The organism is Parvibaculum sp. (assembly GCF_035511255.1).
Classification (GTDB): Bacteria; Pseudomonadota; Alphaproteobacteria; order Parvibaculales; family Parvibaculaceae; genus Parvibaculum.
Map to the genome: position 1 here is coordinate 1 of NZ_DATKFR010000369.1, position 17580 is coordinate 17580.

The window sequence follows — 17580 nt, forward strand, 5'->3', positions numbered from 1 at the left end:
ATCTCTGACGCAGCTTCTGAACCGCGATGCGCTCAAGTTCGCGATGAGGCGCGCCGGCTGGACCGACGATCGTCACGTCGGTGCCGGTCGCAGTGTCAGTCGCCGTGACCTTTACGCTGCCGCCTACGGGCACAAATTCGAAAATAACTTCCAGCGCCTCGCCCCGCTTGCCGCCGGGCGATGAGGGAGGAACAGATCCGCCGTTAGGCGGCACGCCGGATTTTCCGCCGCGTCCACACCTGATCGAGCGCCTTTACGAGGTCGTCCATCATTTCGTCGGTGTGAACCGGGAGAGGCGTGAAGCGCAACCGCTCCGTGCCGCGCGGCACGGTGGGATAATTGATCGGCTGCACGTAAATGCCGTGATCCTGGAGAAGATCGTCACTGACCTGCTTGCAGATCACCGGATCGCCGACCATGACCGGAACGATATGGCTTTCGCACATCATCACCGGCAGCCCTGCATCGGCGAGCTTCGCGCGCATGGTGGCGGCACGCTCCTGATGACGGGCGCGTTCGACGCCGCTCGTCTTGAGGTGACGCACGGAGGCGAGGACGCCCGCGACGAGCACGGGGGCGAGAGAGGTCGAGAAGATGAAGCCCGGCGCATAGGACCGCACCACGTCGATCAGCGTCGAGGAACCGGCGATATAGCCGCCCATGACGCCGAAGCCCTTGGCTAGCGTACCCTCGATGATGTCGACCTTGTCGAGAACGCCGTCGCGTTCGGCGATGCCGCCACCGCGCGGGCCATAAAGGCCGACAGCATGGACCTCGTCGAGATAGGTCAGCGCGCCGTACTTCTTCGCGAGATCGCAGATCTTGCCGATGGGCGCGACGTCGCCGTCCATCGAATAAACGGATTCGAAGGCGACGATCTTCGGCTGATCGGGATCGAGATCCTTCAGCAGCATTTCGAGATGGGCGAGATCGTTGTGCTTCCAGAGCCGCTTGGGGCCGCCGCCGCGCTTGATGCCTTCGATCATCGACGCGTGGTTCATCTCGTCGGAGATGATGACGCAGTCGTTGAATACCCGTGCGAGTGTCGAGAGCGTCGCGTCGTTTGCGGCGTAACCCGAGGTGAAAAGGAGAGACGCTTCTTTCTGGTGAAGGTCGGCGATTTCGCGTTCGAGATCGACGTGATAGTGGGTCGTGCCGGAAATGTTGCGGGTGCCGCCCGAACCGGCGCCGCATTCGTCGATGGCGCGGTGCATCGCCTCGATGACAACGGGATGCTGGCCCATGCCGAGATAATCGTTCGAGCACCAGACGATGATTTCGCGCGTACCTTCCGGCGTGTGAAACGTGGCGCGGGGGAAGTCGCCGCGATGACGGAGGATGTCGGCGAAGACGCGATAGCGGCCCTCGTCCTTCACGGAACGGAGCGCATCGGCGAGTGTCATCTGATAGTCCATGGCCGCAATCCTGTTTTTACTTCGGCCTTCCAATGCCGACGGCTCGGCGCAGCGCCAGCCCCCACCACCTTGTTGCCCCGACAATTAACACACATTACCCGCCCCGGGCAGGCTGCAGATGCCACGAATTGTCGCATTAAAATCATCGCATTAACATCAGGGTTATTACGAGGTCCAAAGCCCCCTTTCAACCAGAACCGCTTTGAGAACCGCCGGGCGGTCGGTCATCAGCCCGTCGACGCCGAGGTCGATCAGGCGGTTCATTTCCGCCGGCTCGTCGATCGTCCAGACATGGACCTGAAGGCCGAGTTCATGAGCGCGGCCGACCAGCGCGCTGTCCACCAGCGGAACGCCATGCTGTGAAACGGGTATCTGCGCGCAGCCCTCGGCGAAGGCGCCCCAGAGAAATCCGGCCGGGCCCGACCAGCTCGACATGCGCAGGCGCACGGTTCCCATGGGGCCGAGGCCGGTGCAGAGCTTCGGACCGAGGGCATCCCTGACCGCGCGCGTCCGGGCTCCGGAAAAGGACGTGACGCAGACCCTGTCGATGGCGCCCGAGGACTTCAGAACCTTGATCAGCGGCGCGGCTGCGTTGTCGCGCTTGGGGTCGATGTTGATGCGGATGTCGGGCCAGGCGAGCAGCAGCTCCTCCAGCCGGGGGATCGGCTCGAGGCCGGAGACGCGGGCCTTGGCCACATCGTCGTAATCCATCTCGGCGATCACGCCCACACGGTCGGTGACGCGGTCCAGACAATCGTCGTGAAAGGCGAGCAGCACGCCGTCGCGCGTCGCATGGACGTCGGTTTCGATATAGCGGTAGCCGAGATCGACCGCGCCCTGAAAGGCGGGCATCGTGTTCTCGGGCCAGCTTCCCGCCCCGCCCCTGTGGGCGAAAGCGAGAATGCCTTCATGCTGCAGATAAGGAAATTTGGCCGGTCGCCGTGACGGCATTTGTCGTCTCCCCCAATGCTCGCCACCCGGACGAGTCGGGGATGAAGTCTAGACTAATTGTCCAGGGTGAGCTTGCCGTCGCGATTGTACACGTCGTCGCGGAAATTCACGACACCGTCGCCGCCGACCCAGGCCGTCAGATAGAGCATGTAGATCGGCACCGGCGAGGCGAGCGCAACCTCCTTGTGCTCACCGCCGGCAATGGTCGCGTCGATGCGGGCGCGGTCCCAGCCTTCCTTGCCGTCGAGCAGCCAGGCCGCGAGGTCGCGCACCTCCTGCACCCGGACGCAGCCGGAGCTGAAATTGCGCGCGCCGCGGCTGAAGAGCGTCTTGACGGGCGTGTCGTGCAGATAGACTGCGAAAGGGTTCGGGAAGTTGATCTTGACGGTACCGAGCGAGTTCAGGCGGCTCGGATCCTGACGCAGACGGTAGCGCGAGGTGACGGCGGGATCGGACCAATTGACGGTCGCCGGATCGACCTCCGGCGCGTTGTCGCCCCATCCTTGCAGGACGCGAATGCCCATGCGGCCGAGGAATCCAGGGTTGGCGCGGATCTTAGGCAGCAGATCCTTCATTGCAATCGACTGGGGAACATTCCAGTAGGGGTTCAACGCGACGGAGGAAATGCGGCTCGTGTATTCCGGCGTTTGACGATCTTCCTTGCCGACGATGACGCGCTTGCGGAGCACGATGTCGCCGTTCTCGACCGCCTCGACCTCCTGCCCGCCGATATTGACGAAGACATAGCGATGGCCGAGCGTCGGCGCGACCTCGTTGAGGCGCTTCAGATTGATTTCGAGCTGACGAATGCGCGTTTCCACCGGCACATTCATGGCGGCAATCGTGGCGCGTCCGATCGTGCCGTCCGGTGTCAGCCCGTGCCGTGCCTGAAAGCGGCGCAGGCCGTCGAAGACCGACTGGTCGAACAGCGTTTGATCGCCATCCGACGTGGTCAGGTCGCCGGTCGCCATCAGCCGCTTGCGGACGAGGACGATGCGGGGATCGCGCACGCCTTTTTCAAGCCGTTCGCCGTCCGGGATGCGCTGCCAGCCACCCCATTTCTGGATTTGCTTGTACATCGAGATCGCGCGGACCACCGGCCAGAAGCCCGCGTCGCCGAGCGTCGGCACCGTCGACTTCATGGCGGGGTCTTCGGCGACCTCGGCATTCGCATTCGCGGCCCAGGGATCGATCCATTGCGTCTCGACCGGATCGTAGCCGGAGGCGGCCCAAGCTGGGGAAAGGTCCATGAGGAAGCCCGCACAGACGATAACCGCCCATGCCACCTGAAAGCCCACGCAACCGATCCGTCCCGGAAACCTCAAAATCCGCACTCCGCCCCCGCTCGACCGGGAGATGTTAATCCAATTGGTTCACGCAGTTCGGCTTTGGGACAAAAGGTCCCAAAACGACTGCAGCGCACCTTTATGAAGGGCGCGCTGCAAAAGCCGTGCGAAGAAGAGCCGTGCCGATTCGGCCGCTTAGAGCCGGTAGCGAATCTGGTCGGTCCAGAAGCGCTCGAGCTTGTGGAGCGTCGCGTTGATGAGCTTCAGCTCGTCGATGCTGATGTCGCCCACTTCGGCCACCGAGCGGCAGTGCTTGTTGTAAAGATCGTCGATCGACTTGCAGATCGCCCTGCCTTTATCCGTCAGGCGCACCCGCACCGAGCGCCGGTCCAACCGCGAGCGCTGATGGCTGATATAGCCGGCTTCGACGAGCTTTTTGAGATTGTAGGAGACGTTGGAGCCGAGATAGTGGCCACGCGTACGAAGCTCGCCGGCCGTCATTTCGGCGTCGCCGATATTGAAGAGAAGCAGTGCCTGGACGCTGTTGATCTCGGAGCAGCCGATGCGGTCGAGTTCGTCCTTGATCACATCGAGAAGGCGGCGATGCAGGCGCTCCACATAGGTCAGCGCCTCCAGATAGGCCGGCTTGGACGCGGCCTCGTCTTCGGTCGCAATTGCCATGCCGGCTTGGGTCGTCGTCATAGCCATGGATCGGGCCCCTCAAATACAGCAAAAATCGGTTCGGGACCGGTATTTAGATCCCGCTTTCGCTCGAAGATACGCAGCCACTCCTAAATGACTGGTTTAAACTGGCGCCAAATTGGCTGAAAACTCTCATAAACCCTTATGCCTATATGCGCGCTTGAGCCGCAAGATTGCCGGGCGACGAGGCTTGTCCCCGGCAAGGCTCCGGCGTTATGAGTTCGCCCCATGACAAAACCGCCCCGCCCCGTGCCCGCCTTTCCCGCCAGCCGCTTGCGCCGCAATCGCAAGGCGGACTGGTCGCGCCGTCTGGTGTCCGAGAACAGCCTGTCGGCAAACGACCTGATCTGGCCGTTGTTTCTGATCGACGGGAAGAACAAGCGCGAAGCGATTCCCTCCATGCCGGGCGTCGACCGCCTGTCCGTGGACGAGACGGTGCGGGCGGCGGAGGAAGCGGTCTCGCTCGGTATCCCGGTCATCGCCCTCTTCCCGCACACACCGATGGAAAAGCGCGATCCGCTGGGTTCCCTCGCGACCGATCCCGACAATCTCGTCTGCCAGGCGACGCGCGCCATCAAGAAGGCGTTTCCGCAGATCGGCGTACTCTGCGACGCGGCGCTCGACCCCTTCACCAGCCACGGGCATGACGGCGTGATGGACGGCGAGCGCATTCTCAACGACGAGACGGTCGAAATCCTGGTCCGGCAATCGCTGGTGCAGGTCGAAGCCGGCTGCGACATCATCGCGCCGTCGGACATGATGGACGGGCGGGTCGGCGCCATTCGGACCGCGCTCGAAAATGCGGGACATACCGATACGCAGATCATGTCCTACGCGGCGAAATATGCGTCGGCCTTCTACGGCCCCTTCCGCGACGCGATCGGCTCGTCGGGCGCGCTGAAGGGCGACAAGCGCACCTACCAAATGGATCCGGCGAATGGCGACGAGGCGCTTCGCGAGGTCGCGCTCGACATCGCCGAAGGCGCCGACATGGTCATGGTGAAGCCCGGCATGCCCTATCTCGACGTTCTCTATCGCGTGAAGGAAGCCTTCGGCCTGCCGACCTTCGCCTATCAGGTCTCCGGCGAATACGCGATGCTGGCCGGCGCGATCGAACGCGGCTGGCTCGACCGCGACCGCGTCATTCTCGAGAGCCTGATGAGCTTCAAGCGCGCGGGCGCCGACGGCGTGCTGACCTATTTCGCGCCCGCCGCCGCGAAACTGCTGCAGAAGCGCTAACGCACCACCTCACCGAGTCCGGCGAGCCTCAGCGATGCCGCGCCATGGAGCGCGGCGAGGCCGCCTGCCTCCTCGGTCAACTCGGCGACATGCGCCACTTCTTCCTTGCGCTTCGCGGCCGATTTGCGGTCCCCGAGCGGGCCGAACATCAGCGCGTAGCGGCCCGGAAAGTCGCCGGCAAAGGCGAGATAGGCCTCGCGCGTGGCGCGGGTGCCGCTCACGCTTTCAAGATCGGTAATCAACATTTCGTAGCCTTCGAGCGCGACGGCCCCCAGCAGTTCGTCGAGATTGGCGAAGTGCCTGTAGGGCGCCGCCTCCGACACGCCTGCGCGCCGCGCCGTCTCCCGCAGGGTCAGCGCCTCGCGCCCGCGTATGTCGATCAGCGTCATCGCAGCGTCAAGAAGCGCGCGGCGAAGATCGCCATGGTGATAGCGGACCTTCTGCCCTCTCAGTCTTGCTCGCATTCTTGCCGTTCTCCATTTGTCCGACAGCACACAATGTTATCGACGTTAACATTGAAAGCAAGAGAATAAGAAGAACAGTCAGTGAACTGATTATGAAATCAAATGCCGTCGTGGAAGCCGGCGACCTCGACGACCGTATCGGTGTAGAAGCCGTTAAAGGCGGTCTGCATGCCGATCGAATAGGCGCCCATGCGGCGGAACTCGATCCAGTCGCCCTCGCGAATATTTTCGGGCAGCTCGAACTCGACCTTGAAGACATCGAGGCTGTCGCAAGTCGGCCCGAAGATGCGGAAGGTCTTTGCGCTCCCTTCGACGGGGCGGCACTTTCCGCCGCTCATGGCGACGGCCCGGACGGGCGGCTTCAGCGGCCCGAGCTGAATCTCGGCCAGACAACCATAGATGCCGTCATTGATATAAAGGTCGCGGCCCTTGCGAAGCTGCACTTGAGTCAGGACGGAGCAACCCTCCGCGCTGAGGGCGCGTCCAGGCTCGGCAAAGAGCGGCATCTCAAGTCCGAGTTCGTCCCGCGTCTGCCGAATGACCGCGAAGAAGTCTTCGAGCGGCGGAACGACCTCGCCATATTCGGCCGGGAAACCGCCGCCGACATCGAGGTAGTCGATCGGCACGCCGGCGCGGCGCGCGATGCCGGCCGCTTCCCGCATCGCGATCCGGTAGGCATCCGGATCGGGGCACTGGCTGCCGACGTGAAAGGCGATGGCCGTGCGCGAGCCGCGACGGTTGGCCTCCTGCAGCAGTCCGACCGCCTCTTCCGACGGCGCGCCGAATTTCGACGAGAGATCGTAGACGGCGGCGCCCTTCGGCGTGGCGATGCGCACCTCGACCGTGATGTCCTTGCCGACGACTTCGTGAAGCTTGTTTAACTCGTCGATGTGATCGACCACATAATGTTCGACGCCGTAAACGTCGGAGGCGGCCTCGAGCGCCCCGCGGCTCTTCACCGGATGGTTGAAATAGCAGTGCGCCTCCGGGAAGAGCTCGTTGATTTTCGCGATCTCAGGCAGGGAGGCGGTATCGAAGTGCCGGACGCCGGCACCATAAAGCGCGCGCAGCACATGAACGTCGGGATTGCACTTCACCGCATAGAGCACCGTTCCCGGAAAGCCGTCGAGGAAAGCCCGCGCACCGGCCTTCAGCACGTCCGGAAAGACCATGAATACCGGATATGAGGGATTGAGCCGCGCAATCACGTCGGCAACGGACTGGAACCGTATTTCCTTCACGCGCAGCTCCTTCTTCTCTTCAGCCACGATCGGCCTTCTGCAAACGCGCGATCAGGCTCGACGTGTCCCACCGTCCGCCGCCCATCGCCTGCACTTCCGCATAGAACTGATCGACGAGCGCAGTAACGGGAAGACGCGCACCGTTCGCCCTCGCCTCGTCGAGACAGATGGCGAGATCCTTGCGCATCCAGTCGACAGCAAAGCCGTGATTGAACTCATCCGCAATCATGGTTTTGTAACGATTTTCCATCTGCCAGGATTGCGCTGCGCCCTTGGAAATCACATCGATCACGGCTTCCGGATCGAGCCCCGCCTTCTTCGCGAAGTGAATGCCCTCCGACAGCGCCTCGACGAGCCCCGCGATGCAAATCTGGTTGACCATCTTGGTGAGTTGGCCCGCGCCCGCAGGTCCCATCAGCCGGACGGCGCGCGCGTAAGCGGAGATCACCGGCTCGGCCACGGCATAAGCGGACGGCTCTCCGCCCGCCATGACGGTGAGGACGCCCTTCTCGGCGCCGGCCTGTCCGCCGGAAACCGGGGCATCGACGAAGCCGAGGCCGCGCTCGCGCGTCGCGGCGTCGAGTTCGCGAGCCAGAGAGGCCGAGGCGGTGGTGTGGTCGACAAAGACGGCGCCTCGCTCCATGCCGTGGAAGGCGCCCGCGCCGCCAATGGCGATTTCGCGCACATCGTCGTCGTTGCCGACACAAGCAAAGACAATGTGCGCGCCCTTCGCCGCCTCCGTCGGGGTCGGGGCAGCGCGTCCGCCATGCTCGGCCGCCCATTTTGCGGATCTGGCGGCGGTCCGGTTGTAGACGGCAACCTCGTAGCCCGCCTTCGCGAGGTGTCCGGCCATCGGATAGCCCATGACACCAAGCCCGATAAACGCCACTTTTTCCGCCATTCTCTTCGCCTTTCGCCAGCCACCGCCCCCTAAGGAAGCTTGTAGCAGGCAGGCATCAAAGTTCAAGTTTCGGCGGATACCGCAAATTCAATCAGTTTACGGATTTGTATGGCTACTTTACTTCGCCTTCGGCGGCGATGCGGCCCGTCTTGCAGAGGGTTGAGGATTCCCCATTGCACTCGGCGTAGTAGAGACGGACGACGGGACCGTCGACGGTGATGTCGTAGCAGTCCTTCGTGCCGTAATTGATGATGTCCGATTGGTGACACCATCGATCGCCGTCGATCCACCAGCGTCCCGTGCCGCTTTCGCTGCGGGTCGAGGAGTAGTCGCTGTGATAGGTCTGGTAGAAATAATGGGTGAGTTTCACGGATGTCGTGCCGTCCGCGTGCAGTTCGATCACCGTATTGATGAGGCGGTTGCTGCCCTGCTGATCGAGCCGGCCTATTTCGAGGTGAAACTGTCGACCGCCCATGCGCGAGCGGATGCCGTTGCCGTCGAGCCGCACGCCCTTCTTGGCCGGTATCGGATCATAGACCTCGGCGGCGGGAGGAACCGGCGTGATGCCATGCCCCAGCGGCGCCGGTTTTTCGGCGGGCTTCACTTCTTCCTTGATCCGGACTTGCGGGCGCTGAAGCCGGATTTCCGGATTGGGCTCGAGCTTCGGCTCCGGCCTCGGCTGGGGCGGTATCACCTTGGGCTTGGGCGTCGGGAAAATGGTGATGTCGACAAGATTGGGCGCCTGCGGAATGAGGCTGCTTTCGGAAGTGACGATGAAATAAAGGGGAATGTGCACCAGGGCCGCCAGCAACAGCCCCCAGTAGCGCGGCCGACGCTGCTGGGCGGACGCCCACCCGTTGGTCGAGAAAGCCATCATCCCGGAATCGACAGCAACCATACGTTTCCCCGCGTGCTGGACTGCACGACCTCCCAAACAACCGGGACAAGGGGCTGTGCCAGAGGACACCCGCAAGGGTGACCCGTGATTCCGGCGGCTCCTCCCCGGGGCCTCGTTTCCGCTCTTTGACGTTTCCCTATCGCCAAGGCGTCTCTTTTAGTAAATTGATATTACGAAACCATCAGGGACGGGAGGCGTCAAGCCACGTATTGCTGCCGCTGTCGATTTAATACGCAGTACAGTCCCACACATGCCCTTTAGGGCGGATGCCGCTTTCGGGGAGGGAAGCGATCATGGCAAGACAAAAGAAGGATGCCCGAAGCATTCCCGCCGCGCTGCCGCCGGAAGACTCGCCAGAGAACCGGCTCTCCCCCCAGTATTTCCTCAATCTCATTTCCGAAGTCGGCACGTTGCTTGCCAAGATCTACGACCGGCGCAGCGGCCTCAGCCGAAGCCAGACGCGGATCATCACATCGTTATTGCAGCGTGACGGCCAGACGCAGACGGATCTTGCGAACGAACTCAACATCCACAAGGTCTCGATCGGCATCTATCTGAACGAGCTGGAGGCCATCGGACTCGTCGAGCGTCGCTCTCACCCGACAGACCGGCGCGCGAAATGTATCTTCCTGACTCCGCTGCTGCATGCGCACAAGCATCTTGGCCTCGCCCATTACGCCGATATCCACAACGACGCCATCAAGGGCATCGGCAAGACCGATTACATGACGATGCTCGACTGCATCGCACTTATGCGCAGCAACCTGATCGCTCTCGATGGCAAGGATCGGATGACAGAACCCGACTCTCAGGGCGTGCCTTCGGCAAGGCCCTGATAGCCGCCGCGGTGATAAAGCAGCGGTCGGCCATCCTCGGAATATTCGAAATGAAGGACGCGCCCGATCATGATGATGTGATCGCCGGCCTCGTGCCGCGCCTCGACGCTGCATTCGAAATGCGCGAGCGCCTCTTCCAGGGCCGGACAGCCGTTGAACGTTCCCGTGCGCAACGCGAGTCCGTCGAGCGTGTGATCGCCCTGTTTCGCCAGACGAGAGGAGATGTCGCGGTGATCCTCCCGAAGGACATTCACCGTGAAGCCGGTCACGGACTGGAAGGTCGACAGCGTGTCCGACTTCTTGTCGAGGCTCCAGAGGACGAGGGGTGGATCGAGCGACACGGAGGCGAAGGAGTTGACTGTGATGCCGAGGGGGGAGCGCCCTTCCGCCTGGGCGGTGATGACAGCGACGCCGGTGGTAAAGCAGCCGAGCGCATTGCGGAACTTGCGGGTGTCATGCGTCATTTTTAGGCATTCTGCTCCACTGGCGCGGCTCACGGAACGGCCCGACGGCGCACCAGCCCACGCGATCGGGTCCAGCCGTTAAATCTCAGTAAACCCGGCGGCGCAACCCAGAGCCCGCGCAAACCCGCGCGTTTTTCTGCAAAACGTTTTGGTTAAACGGGCTGTTAATCGCCGGCGGTCAGAATGCGCCATCGGTCGGGCGAGTATCGTCCCGCACCTCGTGGGGTTCTCTGAGAGAAAGTTTCGGGCGCGATGAAGCTCCTCGTCGGCATACTTGTTGTTCTGGGCAGCGTCTTTGGCGGCTATCTCGCCAATGGCGGCCACATGGCTGTTCTATTCCAGCCCTTCGAGCTTCTCATCATTCTCGGCGCGGCCTTCGGCGCCTTCATCATCGGCAATCCACCGGCGGTTCTGAAAGCCATGGGCGGCACATTCGGCTCGCTCTTCAAGGGACCGCGCTACGACAAGACGGCCTATCTCGATCTTCTCGGCCTGCAGTTCACTCTCTTCAAGCTCGCCAAAAGCAAGGGCAACCTCGCCCTCGAAGCGCATGTCGAAAACCCTTCCGATTCTTCGATCTTCGCGCAGTTCCCCCGTTTCGCCGCCGACCATCATGCCGTCGAGTTCATGTGCGACTACCTGCGCATGATTACGCTGGGCACGGAGAATGCGCATGAAATGGAAGCGCTGATGGACGAGGAGCTCGAAACCCATCATCAGGAACGCGAGCGCGTTGTGGCCTCGCTGCAGGCCCTCGCCGACGGCACGCCGGCCCTCGGCATCGTCGCCGCCGTGCTCGGGGTCATTCACACCATGGGCTCGATCACCGAGCCGCCGGAAGTTCTCGGCCACCTGATCGGCGGCGCGCTTGTCGGCACGTTCCTCGGCGTTCTCTGCGCCTATGGTTTCTTCGGCCCGATGGCGCAGTCGCTGCGCAACATCTACGAAGCCGAGTCGAAATATTATCTGTCGATGAAGGCCGGTCTCCTTGCACATATGGCCGGATACGCGCCGGCCGTTTCGATCGAGTTCGCGCGCAAGGCTCTGATGTCGGACGTGCGCCCGACATTCCTGGAAGTCGAACAATCGACGACCAATCTGCAACCCGCGACGAGCTAGGCGCGAAGCGCGTAACGGGGAGGCCAGGATGGCCGGATCCAACGAACAGACGATTATTCTCAAGAAGATCAAGAAGACCGCCCATGCCCATCACGGCGGTGCGTGGAAAATCGCATATGCGGATTTCGTGACCGCGATGATGGCGTTTTTCCTGCTGATGTGGCTCATCAGCATGACGACGCCGGAGCAGAAGCAGGGTCTGGCCGATTATTTCGCGCCGGCCAGCGTCAGCCGCTCGACCAGCGGAGCGGGCGGCATTCTCGGCGGCACCGCTTTCGAGACGGAGGGCTCGCGCATGCCGGGTTCCGCGCCGCGCGTGGTCATGACGATCTCAACGCCGGCCGCGCCCAAAAGCCCCGAAACCAACGATCAGCGAACCGCCAGCGCATCCAACGGCTCGAAGGATTCCACCAACGCAGCGCAGTCCTCGCTCCAGGCGTCGACCTCGCAAGCTGCATCCGCCGAAGCGATGTCGCGCGACGAACAGAACTTCAGCAGCGCCGCGGAGAGCTTGCGTCAGGCGATGAAGGACAATCCCGAACTCGCCGAGCTCTCGAAGAACGTCATCATCGACGAAACCCCGGAAGGTCTGCGCATCCAGATCGTCGATCAGGACGGTCGCTCGATGTTTCCGTCTGGCCTCGCCGAGCCCTACGAGCGCACCCGCCACCTCATTCAGGCCGTCGGAAAAATCCTGCTCAAGCTGCCGAACCGGGTCAGCATTTCAGGCCACACGGACTCCGTGCCCTATACAGGCACACCCGGCTACAGCAACTGGGAGCTGACGTCGGACCGTGCGAACGCCGCGCGCCGCATCGTCGAGGCGCAGGGCCTGCCGAACGACCGCATCTATCAGGTCGTCGGCAAGGCCGACTCGGAACCGCTTTTTCCTGAAGATCCCCGCATGGCAGCCAACCGTCGCCTGTCGATCGTGCTCCTACGCGAGATGCCTGCCGTGCCGCCGGGCGGTTTCCGCCCCTGATCCCGGCCTTGCGGCAACGGCTCCGCTTACCTATGTCTTGGGGGCCTCAATGGAGGCTGGGAACAGGGGTTAGGGAGCACGCCGGGAGATGAGCGACGACAACGGGCTGGTGAGCACGTCCTCGATCGATATCAGTAGCCATGGCTGGCCCAAGAGCGCCTTCGACGGGGTCATTACGGCACGCGCCCTCGCCTATATTGCGGATCTCGCGGTGCTGATGGTGATATTCCTCGCCGCGGCCATCATCTTCGGCATTCTGGGCGTCCTGACCTTCGGCCTTCTCTGGCCCGGTGCGGCCCTCAGCCCGCTCATCACCCTTGCCTATTTCACGCTCAGCCTGGGGGGTCCGCATTCGGCGACGCCGGGCATGCGCTGGCAGGGCATCGAACTCAGGACGTGGGACGGCCGCCGACCGGGCTATATCCAGGCGGCGATCCAGACGATCCTGTTCTACATCACCGTCGGCGTGAGCTGGGCCATCGTTCTGATCGTTCCCTTCTTCAATGAGCGCCGCCGCGGCTTGCATGATTTCCTTTGCGGCACGGTCGTCGTCCGCCGGGGTGCCATCTGAGCCGTTTTACGGGCTCGTCTTCGAGGGGCTTCCGCTCTATCCTGTGAGCCGACGACGCAAACCGTCGGCATCATGGTGCAGCATCAAAGCTCCTTCGGGACGAAAGACGTGACAGAGCATTTCGGTAATCGTTTTCCGCAGTTCTACATCACGACGCCGCAACCCTGCCCCTATCTGCCCGGGCGCTACGAGAAGAAGGTCTTTACGCATCTTCTCGGCGACAATGCGGTTTCCCTGAACAATGTGCTGACCCAGTCCGGCTTCCGGCGCAGCCAGAACATTGCGTATCGGCCCGCCTGCGACGGGTGCTCCGCCTGCGTATCGGTGCGTATCCTGGTCGACGACTTCGAACCGAACCGGAACCTGCGCCGCGTGCTCGCGCGCAACGCCGACCTCACCGGCGTGGAAATGCCGGCTCGCGCCACACAGGCGCAATTCTCGCTGCTGCGCTCTTATCTCGATGCCCGGCACGCCGAAGGCGGCATGGCCGACATGACCGCGCTCGACTACGTCACCATGATCGAAGACACCACCGTGATGACTTCGGTGATGGAATATCGACAGGCCGGAGCGAGCGACGGGACCGCGCCCCTGATCGCGGCTGCGCTGACCGACACGCTCGAGGACGGCCTCTCCATGGTCTACAGTTTCTTCGACACCGACGAGGACGAGCGCAGCCTCGGCACCTATATGGTGCTCGACCATATCCGCCGCGCGAAGCTCAGGGGCCTGCCTTACGTCTATCTCGGCTACTGGGTCGCCGACTGCCGCAAGATGGCTTACAAGATGCGCTTCCGTCCGCTGGAAGCGCTGGGGATGGACGGCTGGGAGCGCGTCCCGGTCTGAGTGCCGGAAACACCGAACCTCTGGAGAAACGATGACCACGCCCACACAGCCTTCCGATCTCGGACGGCGCATGACGAACATGTCCTTCGCGGTGCTGGCGGCGGTCGGCGTGATCGTCTATTTCGTCTACACCGGCAATGTTAAGCCCGATGAGCCTGTCACGCTCACGCTGACGACGTCGCAGGTCGAGGCCGCCGTCCCCGGTAAACCCATCAAGGTCGATCTGGCCGTCCGCCTCGAGAATAACGAGGACAAGGGCATATCGCTGACGGCGGGGACGCGCTGCGATGTTTTCCGCTGGTTCCTCACGGATGCAAACAAGGAATTCGTGCAATCGCAAACCGAGGACAAGGTCTGTGCGCAGGTGACGGTTTCGACCTGGCTAGAAGGACGGCACGCCATGACGGAAACCTTTCCGATCGAGCTCGACCCCAAGCGCGTGAGACCCGGCGAATATCGCCTCTTCGTCCGTTATTGGGGTCACGAGACAAATCAGGAAATCAGCATTCGCTGAGATAAACAAAACAGCCCGGCTTCACAGCCGGGCTGTTTCGGTCGATGGGCGCGCGCTTCAGAACTTGAAGTTGATGCCGGCGCGGGCGTAGTCGATCGGGCGGATGTCGCCGCGTACGGCGGTTCCGCCGACGTCATAGGTATCGTCGCCAATGTCGACGCGCAGATATTCGGCCTTCACCGACATATTGTTGCCGAGCGAATATTCGAGGCCGGCGCCGTAAACGCCGCCGACGGCCGACTTCGAATCCGACGCTTCACCGCCTGCGCCGGAAACCTTGAACTCGGCCTGTCCCACCGCGAGGCCGCCCGTTGCGTATACGAGAAGCGGATTGGTGCCAAGCAACGACGCAACGTCGTAGCCGACACGGACGCGGAAGGTGCCGAGCTGATCCATCTTGCTGCTGCAGTTGGTCGCGACAGCGCAACCGGTCGAACCGCGGAAGTCGGTCCAGGCATAGTCGCCCTCGACACCGAAAATCCAGTCGCCGGAATCGATGTTGAAACCAAGGGTGCCGCCAGCCGACCAACCGTTGGCATCGTGGGAACCGCTAACGACGCCGGTGTCGAAACGCTGATCGCCCCAGCCATAGCCGCCGTTGACGCCGGCGTAAAAGCCGCCCCAGTTGTAAGTGGCATTGGGACCGTCGTCCGAACCGTCGCCGTTTGCGGCCATCGAGGGCGACGCAAATGCAGTCAGGGCCAGAGCGGCGGAAATCAAAAGCAACTTCTTCATTTTTGCACCTTCGCAACAGTGCCCCTGTCCCGCTGGCGCAAAAAACATCACAATGTCCGAAGGCGAGCAACCTTCGCGCAACGGCTTCTCTCAGCGCCGCTCACACACAACGCCATTATGACACTGGGGTGTTGCCTCAAGGCCGCAGGATTATGGCGCTCCGAAGGCACCGGCGAATTTGTCGCCTGATGGATATCCCTTGGGCGGCAATCGCCCTGCTTGAGCTCTCTGTCCGATCCATTCCTTCAGATCGGAGAAAAGCCTGGCGCGATTCGAACGGTCATAAACGGTTAGACCGTCCTTCAATTTGAAACACTTCACGTCGCCGAGGCCGCCGTCCTTGTATTTCTGAAGACGCACACCTTTGCCGCGTGTCATCTCGTTGACTTCGGTGAGCGGGAAAATCAGCAGCTTGCGGTTCTCGCCGATCACCGCGACATGATCGCCCTGCACGACCGCGCAGGCGACCGCCTCGTCGGCGCCGGAAACATTCAGTACCTGCTTGCCGGCCCGGCGCATGGCGACAACCTCATCTTCCGGCACGACGAAGCCGTTGCCTTCATGTGAGGCAACGAGAAGCTTGCGGCCAGGCCGATGCACGAAGAGCTGCACGATCTCGCGCCCCTCCTCCATGTCGATGAGGAGGCGAAGCGGTTCGCCATGTCCGCGCCCGCCGGGCAGCTTGTCCGCCGCCAGCGTGAAGAAGCGACCGTCGGTGGCGAACAGGATCAGCTTGTCCGTCGTCTCGGCGTGAAGAATGAAACGCTCGCTGTCGCCTTCCTTGTATTTGATCTCCGTCTCCGGGCCGATATGTCCCTTCATCGAGCGGATCCAGCCCTTGGCGGAGCAGACGACGGTGATCGGTTCGCGCTCGATTATCGATTCCGGCGGCACATATTCGACGATCGGTGCTTCGGAGAAGATCGAGCGACGGCGGCCGAGTTCGGTCTTCGGACCGAACGTGGTCCTGACTTCCTTGATTTCCTCACCGACTTTCGCCCACTGCGCATCCTCGGATTTCAGCAGCGCCTTCAGCGCCTTCTGTTCCGAGGAAAGTTCCTTGTGCTCGCCGCGGATTTCCATTTCCTCGAGCTTGCGCAGGGAGCGCAGGCGCATGTTGAGGATCGCTTCCGCCTGATTGTCGGTGAGCTTGAAGGTCTTCATCAACTCGACCTTCGGCTCGTCTTCCTCGCGGATGATACGGATCACCTCGTCGAGATTGAGATAGGCGACGAGATAGCCTTCGAGCACCTCGAGGCGCCGCGCGATCTTCTCGAGGCGATAGCTGGTACGCCGGATCAGCACGACCTTGCGGTGATCGAGCCATGCTTTCAACGCGTCGCGCAGGCTCATCACGCCCGGCACTTGCCCCGCCGAGAGCACATTCATGTTGAGCGGGAAGCGCGTCTCGAGTTCGGTGGCGCGGAAAAGCGATTCCATCAGATGGTCGGCTTCGACCGTCTTGCTCTTCGGAACCAGCACGACGCGAATTTCCTCGGCCGACTCGTCGCGAATATCGTCGAGCAAGGGCAGCTTCTTCGCCATCAGGAGTTCGGCGATCTTTTCGATCAGCTTCGACTTCTGCACCTGATAGGGAATTTCGGTGACGACGATCTGCCACATGCCCCGCGGCAGTTCCTCGATCTGCCAGCGGGCGCGCAGGCGAAAGCCGCCACGGCCCGTCGCGTAGGCCTCGGCGATCGAGGCACGGCTTTCGACGATGATGCCGCCCGTCGGGAAATCGGGGCCCGGCACGAATTCCACAAGCTTTTCGGTGCGGGCATTCGGATGCTTGATGAGATAGAGAGCCGCGTCGCAGAGTTCGGCGGCGTTGTGCGGCGGGATGGACGTCGCCATGCCAACCGCAATGCCGGCGGCGCCGTTGGCGAGCAGGTTCGGAAAGGCGCCGGGAAGGACGATCGGCTCTTTCTCGCTGCCGTCGTATGTCTCACGGAAATCGACCGTTTCGTCGTCGATGCCATCGAGCAGCAGCGCCGCGACTTCGGTCATGCGCGTTTCGGTGTATCGCATCGCGGCGGCGTTATCGCCGTCGACATTGCCGAAATTGCCCTGTCCGTCGACCAGCGGATAGCGCACGGAGAAATCCTGCGCGAGACGCACCAACGCATCATAAACCGACTGGTCGCCGTGCGGGTGATATTTGCCGATGACGTCGCCGACGATGCGCGCCGACTTCTTGAAGCCGGAACCGGGCTCAAGCTTCAGCTGGCGCATAGCGAAGAGCACACGGCGGTGGACCGGCTTCAACCCGTCGCGCACGTCCGGCAGGGCACGATGCATGATCGTCGAGAGCGCATAGGCGAGATAGCGCTCCTCCAGCGCCTCACGCAGCTTGATCTCGAATTCGGGGCCTTCGGGCGGGGGGGCGAGCTTGGTCATGAGCGAAATGGCATTT

Annotated in this window: 19 protein-coding genes; 7 read left to right on the forward strand and 12 right to left on the reverse strand. The window is 62.4% G+C overall.

Annotated elements, in window-relative coordinates:
• The 5 genes from VMR03_RS19015 to ldtR form a co-directional block, all read right to left on the reverse strand.
• Positions 1–214: DUF6898 family protein (locus VMR03_RS19015; protein WP_414693187.1), on the reverse strand; the 214-nt coding region annotated here is incomplete at its 3' end.
• On the reverse strand, positions 204–1415 hold the full coding sequence (gene hemA, locus VMR03_RS14070; protein WP_325406269.1) for a 5-aminolevulinate synthase: 1212 nt from the start codon (positions 1413–1415) through the stop codon (positions 204–206). The genes hemA and VMR03_RS19015, both read right to left, overlap by 11 nt.
• Positions 1416–1580: 165 nt before the next feature.
• The gene (locus VMR03_RS14075) at positions 1581–2366 is read right to left on the reverse strand and encodes a glycerophosphodiester phosphodiesterase (protein WP_325406271.1); all 786 of its coding nucleotides are present in this window, start codon (positions 2364–2366) and stop codon (positions 1581–1583) included.
• 53 nt (positions 2367–2419) lie between these two features.
• Entirely contained in the window at positions 2420–3616 is a 1197-nt protein-coding gene (locus tag VMR03_RS14080) for a L,D-transpeptidase family protein (RefSeq protein ID WP_325406273.1), read from the reverse strand.
• 231 nt (positions 3617–3847) lie between these two features.
• Positions 3848–4360 carry a transcriptional regulator LdtR gene (ldtR, locus tag VMR03_RS14085; RefSeq protein ID WP_414693188.1) on the reverse strand — a complete coding sequence of 171 codons (513 nt, stop codon included), beginning with the start codon at positions 4358–4360 and terminating at the stop codon, positions 3848–3850.
• Positions 4361–4582: 222 nt separating this feature from the next.
• Here ldtR and hemB point away from each other — a divergent pair, with 222 nt between their 5' ends.
• Positions 4583–5593 carry a porphobilinogen synthase gene (gene hemB / locus VMR03_RS14090; RefSeq protein ID WP_325406275.1) on the forward strand — a complete coding sequence of 337 codons (1011 nt, stop codon included), beginning with the start codon at positions 4583–4585 and terminating at the stop codon, positions 5591–5593.
• Here hemB and VMR03_RS14095 read toward each other — a convergent pair.
• The 4 genes from VMR03_RS14095 to VMR03_RS14110 form a co-directional block, all read right to left on the reverse strand.
• On the reverse strand, positions 5590–6057 hold the full coding sequence (locus tag VMR03_RS14095; protein ID WP_325406277.1) for a helix-turn-helix domain-containing protein: 468 nt from the start codon (positions 6055–6057) through the stop codon (positions 5590–5592). The two genes, hemB and VMR03_RS14095, sit on opposite strands and share 4 nt — an antisense overlap.
• Before the next feature lie 98 nt (positions 6058–6155).
• A complete protein-coding gene (locus tag VMR03_RS14100; RefSeq protein WP_325406279.1) occupies positions 6156–7325 on the reverse strand; it encodes a type III PLP-dependent enzyme in 1170 nt (389 codons plus the stop codon).
• Complete coding sequence (locus VMR03_RS14105; RefSeq protein ID WP_325406281.1) at positions 7318–8199, reverse strand: NAD(P)-dependent oxidoreductase; 882 nt, start codon at positions 8197–8199, stop codon at positions 7318–7320. The genes VMR03_RS14100 and VMR03_RS14105 overlap by 8 nt, the downstream gene beginning before the upstream one ends.
• Before the next feature lie 112 nt (positions 8200–8311).
• Positions 8312–9097: a hypothetical protein gene (locus VMR03_RS14110; RefSeq protein ID WP_325406283.1), complete on the reverse strand. Its 786-nt coding sequence runs from the start codon at positions 9095–9097 to the stop codon at positions 8312–8314.
• A gap of 293 nt (positions 9098–9390) precedes the next feature.
• On the opposite strand from VMR03_RS14110, the gene VMR03_RS14115 reads away from it, so the two are divergent.
• Positions 9391–9933, forward strand: coding sequence for a MarR family winged helix-turn-helix transcriptional regulator (locus VMR03_RS14115; protein ID WP_325406285.1), 543 nt, complete (start codon positions 9391–9393; stop codon positions 9931–9933).
• Here the strand turns inward: VMR03_RS14115 and VMR03_RS14120 are convergent.
• Positions 9906–10397 (reverse strand): flavin reductase family protein, encoded by a 492-nt coding sequence (locus tag VMR03_RS14120; protein WP_325406287.1) that lies wholly within the window; start codon positions 10395–10397, stop codon positions 9906–9908. The two genes, VMR03_RS14115 and VMR03_RS14120, sit on opposite strands and share 28 nt — an antisense overlap.
• 252 nt (positions 10398–10649) lie before the next feature.
• Here VMR03_RS14120 and motA point away from each other — a divergent pair, with 252 nt between their 5' ends.
• The 5 genes from motA (at position 10650) to VMR03_RS14145 (ending at position 14429) form a co-directional block, all read left to right on the forward strand.
• The gene (motA, locus tag VMR03_RS14125) at positions 10650–11516 is read left to right on the forward strand and encodes a flagellar motor stator protein MotA (protein WP_325406289.1); all 867 of its coding nucleotides are present in this window, start codon (positions 10650–10652) and stop codon (positions 11514–11516) included.
• A gap of 28 nt (positions 11517–11544) precedes the next feature.
• The gene (locus tag VMR03_RS14130; protein WP_325406291.1) at positions 11545–12498 is read left to right on the forward strand and encodes a flagellar motor protein MotB; all 954 of its coding nucleotides are present in this window, start codon (positions 11545–11547) and stop codon (positions 12496–12498) included.
• Between the two features lie 88 nt (positions 12499–12586).
• The gene (locus VMR03_RS14135; RefSeq protein WP_325406293.1) at positions 12587–13069 is read left to right on the forward strand and encodes an RDD family protein; all 483 of its coding nucleotides are present in this window, start codon (positions 12587–12589) and stop codon (positions 13067–13069) included.
• Positions 13070–13177: 108 nt separating this feature from the next.
• Entirely contained in the window at positions 13178–13915 is a 738-nt protein-coding gene (locus tag VMR03_RS14140) for an arginyltransferase (RefSeq protein WP_325406295.1), read from the forward strand.
• 31 nt (positions 13916–13946) lie between these two features.
• A complete protein-coding gene (locus tag VMR03_RS14145) occupies positions 13947–14429 on the forward strand; it encodes a hypothetical protein (RefSeq protein ID WP_325406297.1) in 483 nt (160 codons plus the stop codon).
• 57 nt (positions 14430–14486) lie between these two features.
• Here the strand turns inward: VMR03_RS14145 and VMR03_RS14150 are convergent, their stop codons facing one another.
• Positions 14487–15164 carry an outer membrane protein gene (locus VMR03_RS14150; RefSeq protein ID WP_325406299.1) on the reverse strand — a complete coding sequence of 226 codons (678 nt, stop codon included), beginning with the start codon at positions 15162–15164 and terminating at the stop codon, positions 14487–14489.
• 150 nt (positions 15165–15314) lie between these two features.
• On the reverse strand, positions 15315–17564 hold the full coding sequence (parC, locus tag VMR03_RS14155; RefSeq protein WP_325406301.1) for a DNA topoisomerase IV subunit A: 2250 nt from the start codon (positions 17562–17564) through the stop codon (positions 15315–15317).
• Between the last annotated feature and the right edge of the window lie 16 nt (positions 17565–17580).

Excerpts from the sequence above, each read along its gene's own strand:
- ldtR (WP_414693188.1), bottom strand. The coding sequence starts at position 4,360 with ATGGCTATGACGACGACCCAAGCCGGCATGGCAATTGCGACCGAAGAC.
- VMR03_RS14120 (WP_325406287.1), bottom strand. The coding sequence starts at position 10,397 with ATGACGCATGACACCCGCAAGTTCCGCAATGCGCTCGGCTGCTTTACC.
- motA (WP_325406289.1), top strand. The coding sequence starts at position 10,650 with ATGAAGCTCCTCGTCGGCATACTTGTTGTTCTGGGCAGCGTCTTTGGC.
- VMR03_RS14135 (WP_325406293.1), top strand. The coding sequence starts at position 12,587 with ATGAGCGACGACAACGGGCTGGTGAGCACGTCCTCGATCGATATCAGT.
- VMR03_RS14115 (WP_325406285.1), top strand. The coding sequence starts at position 9,391 with ATGGCAAGACAAAAGAAGGATGCCCGAAGCATTCCCGCCGCGCTGCCG.
- VMR03_RS14105 (WP_325406281.1), bottom strand. The coding sequence starts at position 8,199 with ATGGCGGAAAAAGTGGCGTTTATCGGGCTTGGTGTCATGGGCTATCCG.
- hemA (WP_325406269.1), bottom strand. The coding sequence starts at position 1,415 with ATGGACTATCAGATGACACTCGCCGATGCGCTCCGTTCCGTGAAGGAC.
- hemB (WP_325406275.1), top strand. The coding sequence starts at position 4,583 with ATGACAAAACCGCCCCGCCCCGTGCCCGCCTTTCCCGCCAGCCGCTTG.
- VMR03_RS14110 (WP_325406283.1), bottom strand. The coding sequence starts at position 9,097 with ATGGTTGCTGTCGATTCCGGGATGATGGCTTTCTCGACCAACGGGTGG.
- VMR03_RS14095 (WP_325406277.1), bottom strand. The coding sequence starts at position 6,057 with ATGCGAGCAAGACTGAGAGGGCAGAAGGTCCGCTATCACCATGGCGAT.
- VMR03_RS14150 (WP_325406299.1), bottom strand. The coding sequence starts at position 15,164 with ATGAAGAAGTTGCTTTTGATTTCCGCCGCTCTGGCCCTGACTGCATTT.
- VMR03_RS14145 (WP_325406297.1), top strand. The coding sequence starts at position 13,947 with ATGACCACGCCCACACAGCCTTCCGATCTCGGACGGCGCATGACGAAC.
- VMR03_RS14130 (WP_325406291.1), top strand. The coding sequence starts at position 11,545 with ATGGCCGGATCCAACGAACAGACGATTATTCTCAAGAAGATCAAGAAG.
- VMR03_RS14075 (WP_325406271.1), bottom strand. The coding sequence starts at position 2,366 with ATGCCGTCACGGCGACCGGCCAAATTTCCTTATCTGCAGCATGAAGGC.
- VMR03_RS14080 (WP_325406273.1), bottom strand. The coding sequence starts at position 3,616 with ATGGACCTTTCCCCAGCTTGGGCCGCCTCCGGCTACGATCCGGTCGAG.
- parC (WP_325406301.1), bottom strand. The coding sequence starts at position 17,564 with ATGACCAAGCTCGCCCCCCCGCCCGAAGGCCCCGAATTCGAGATCAAG.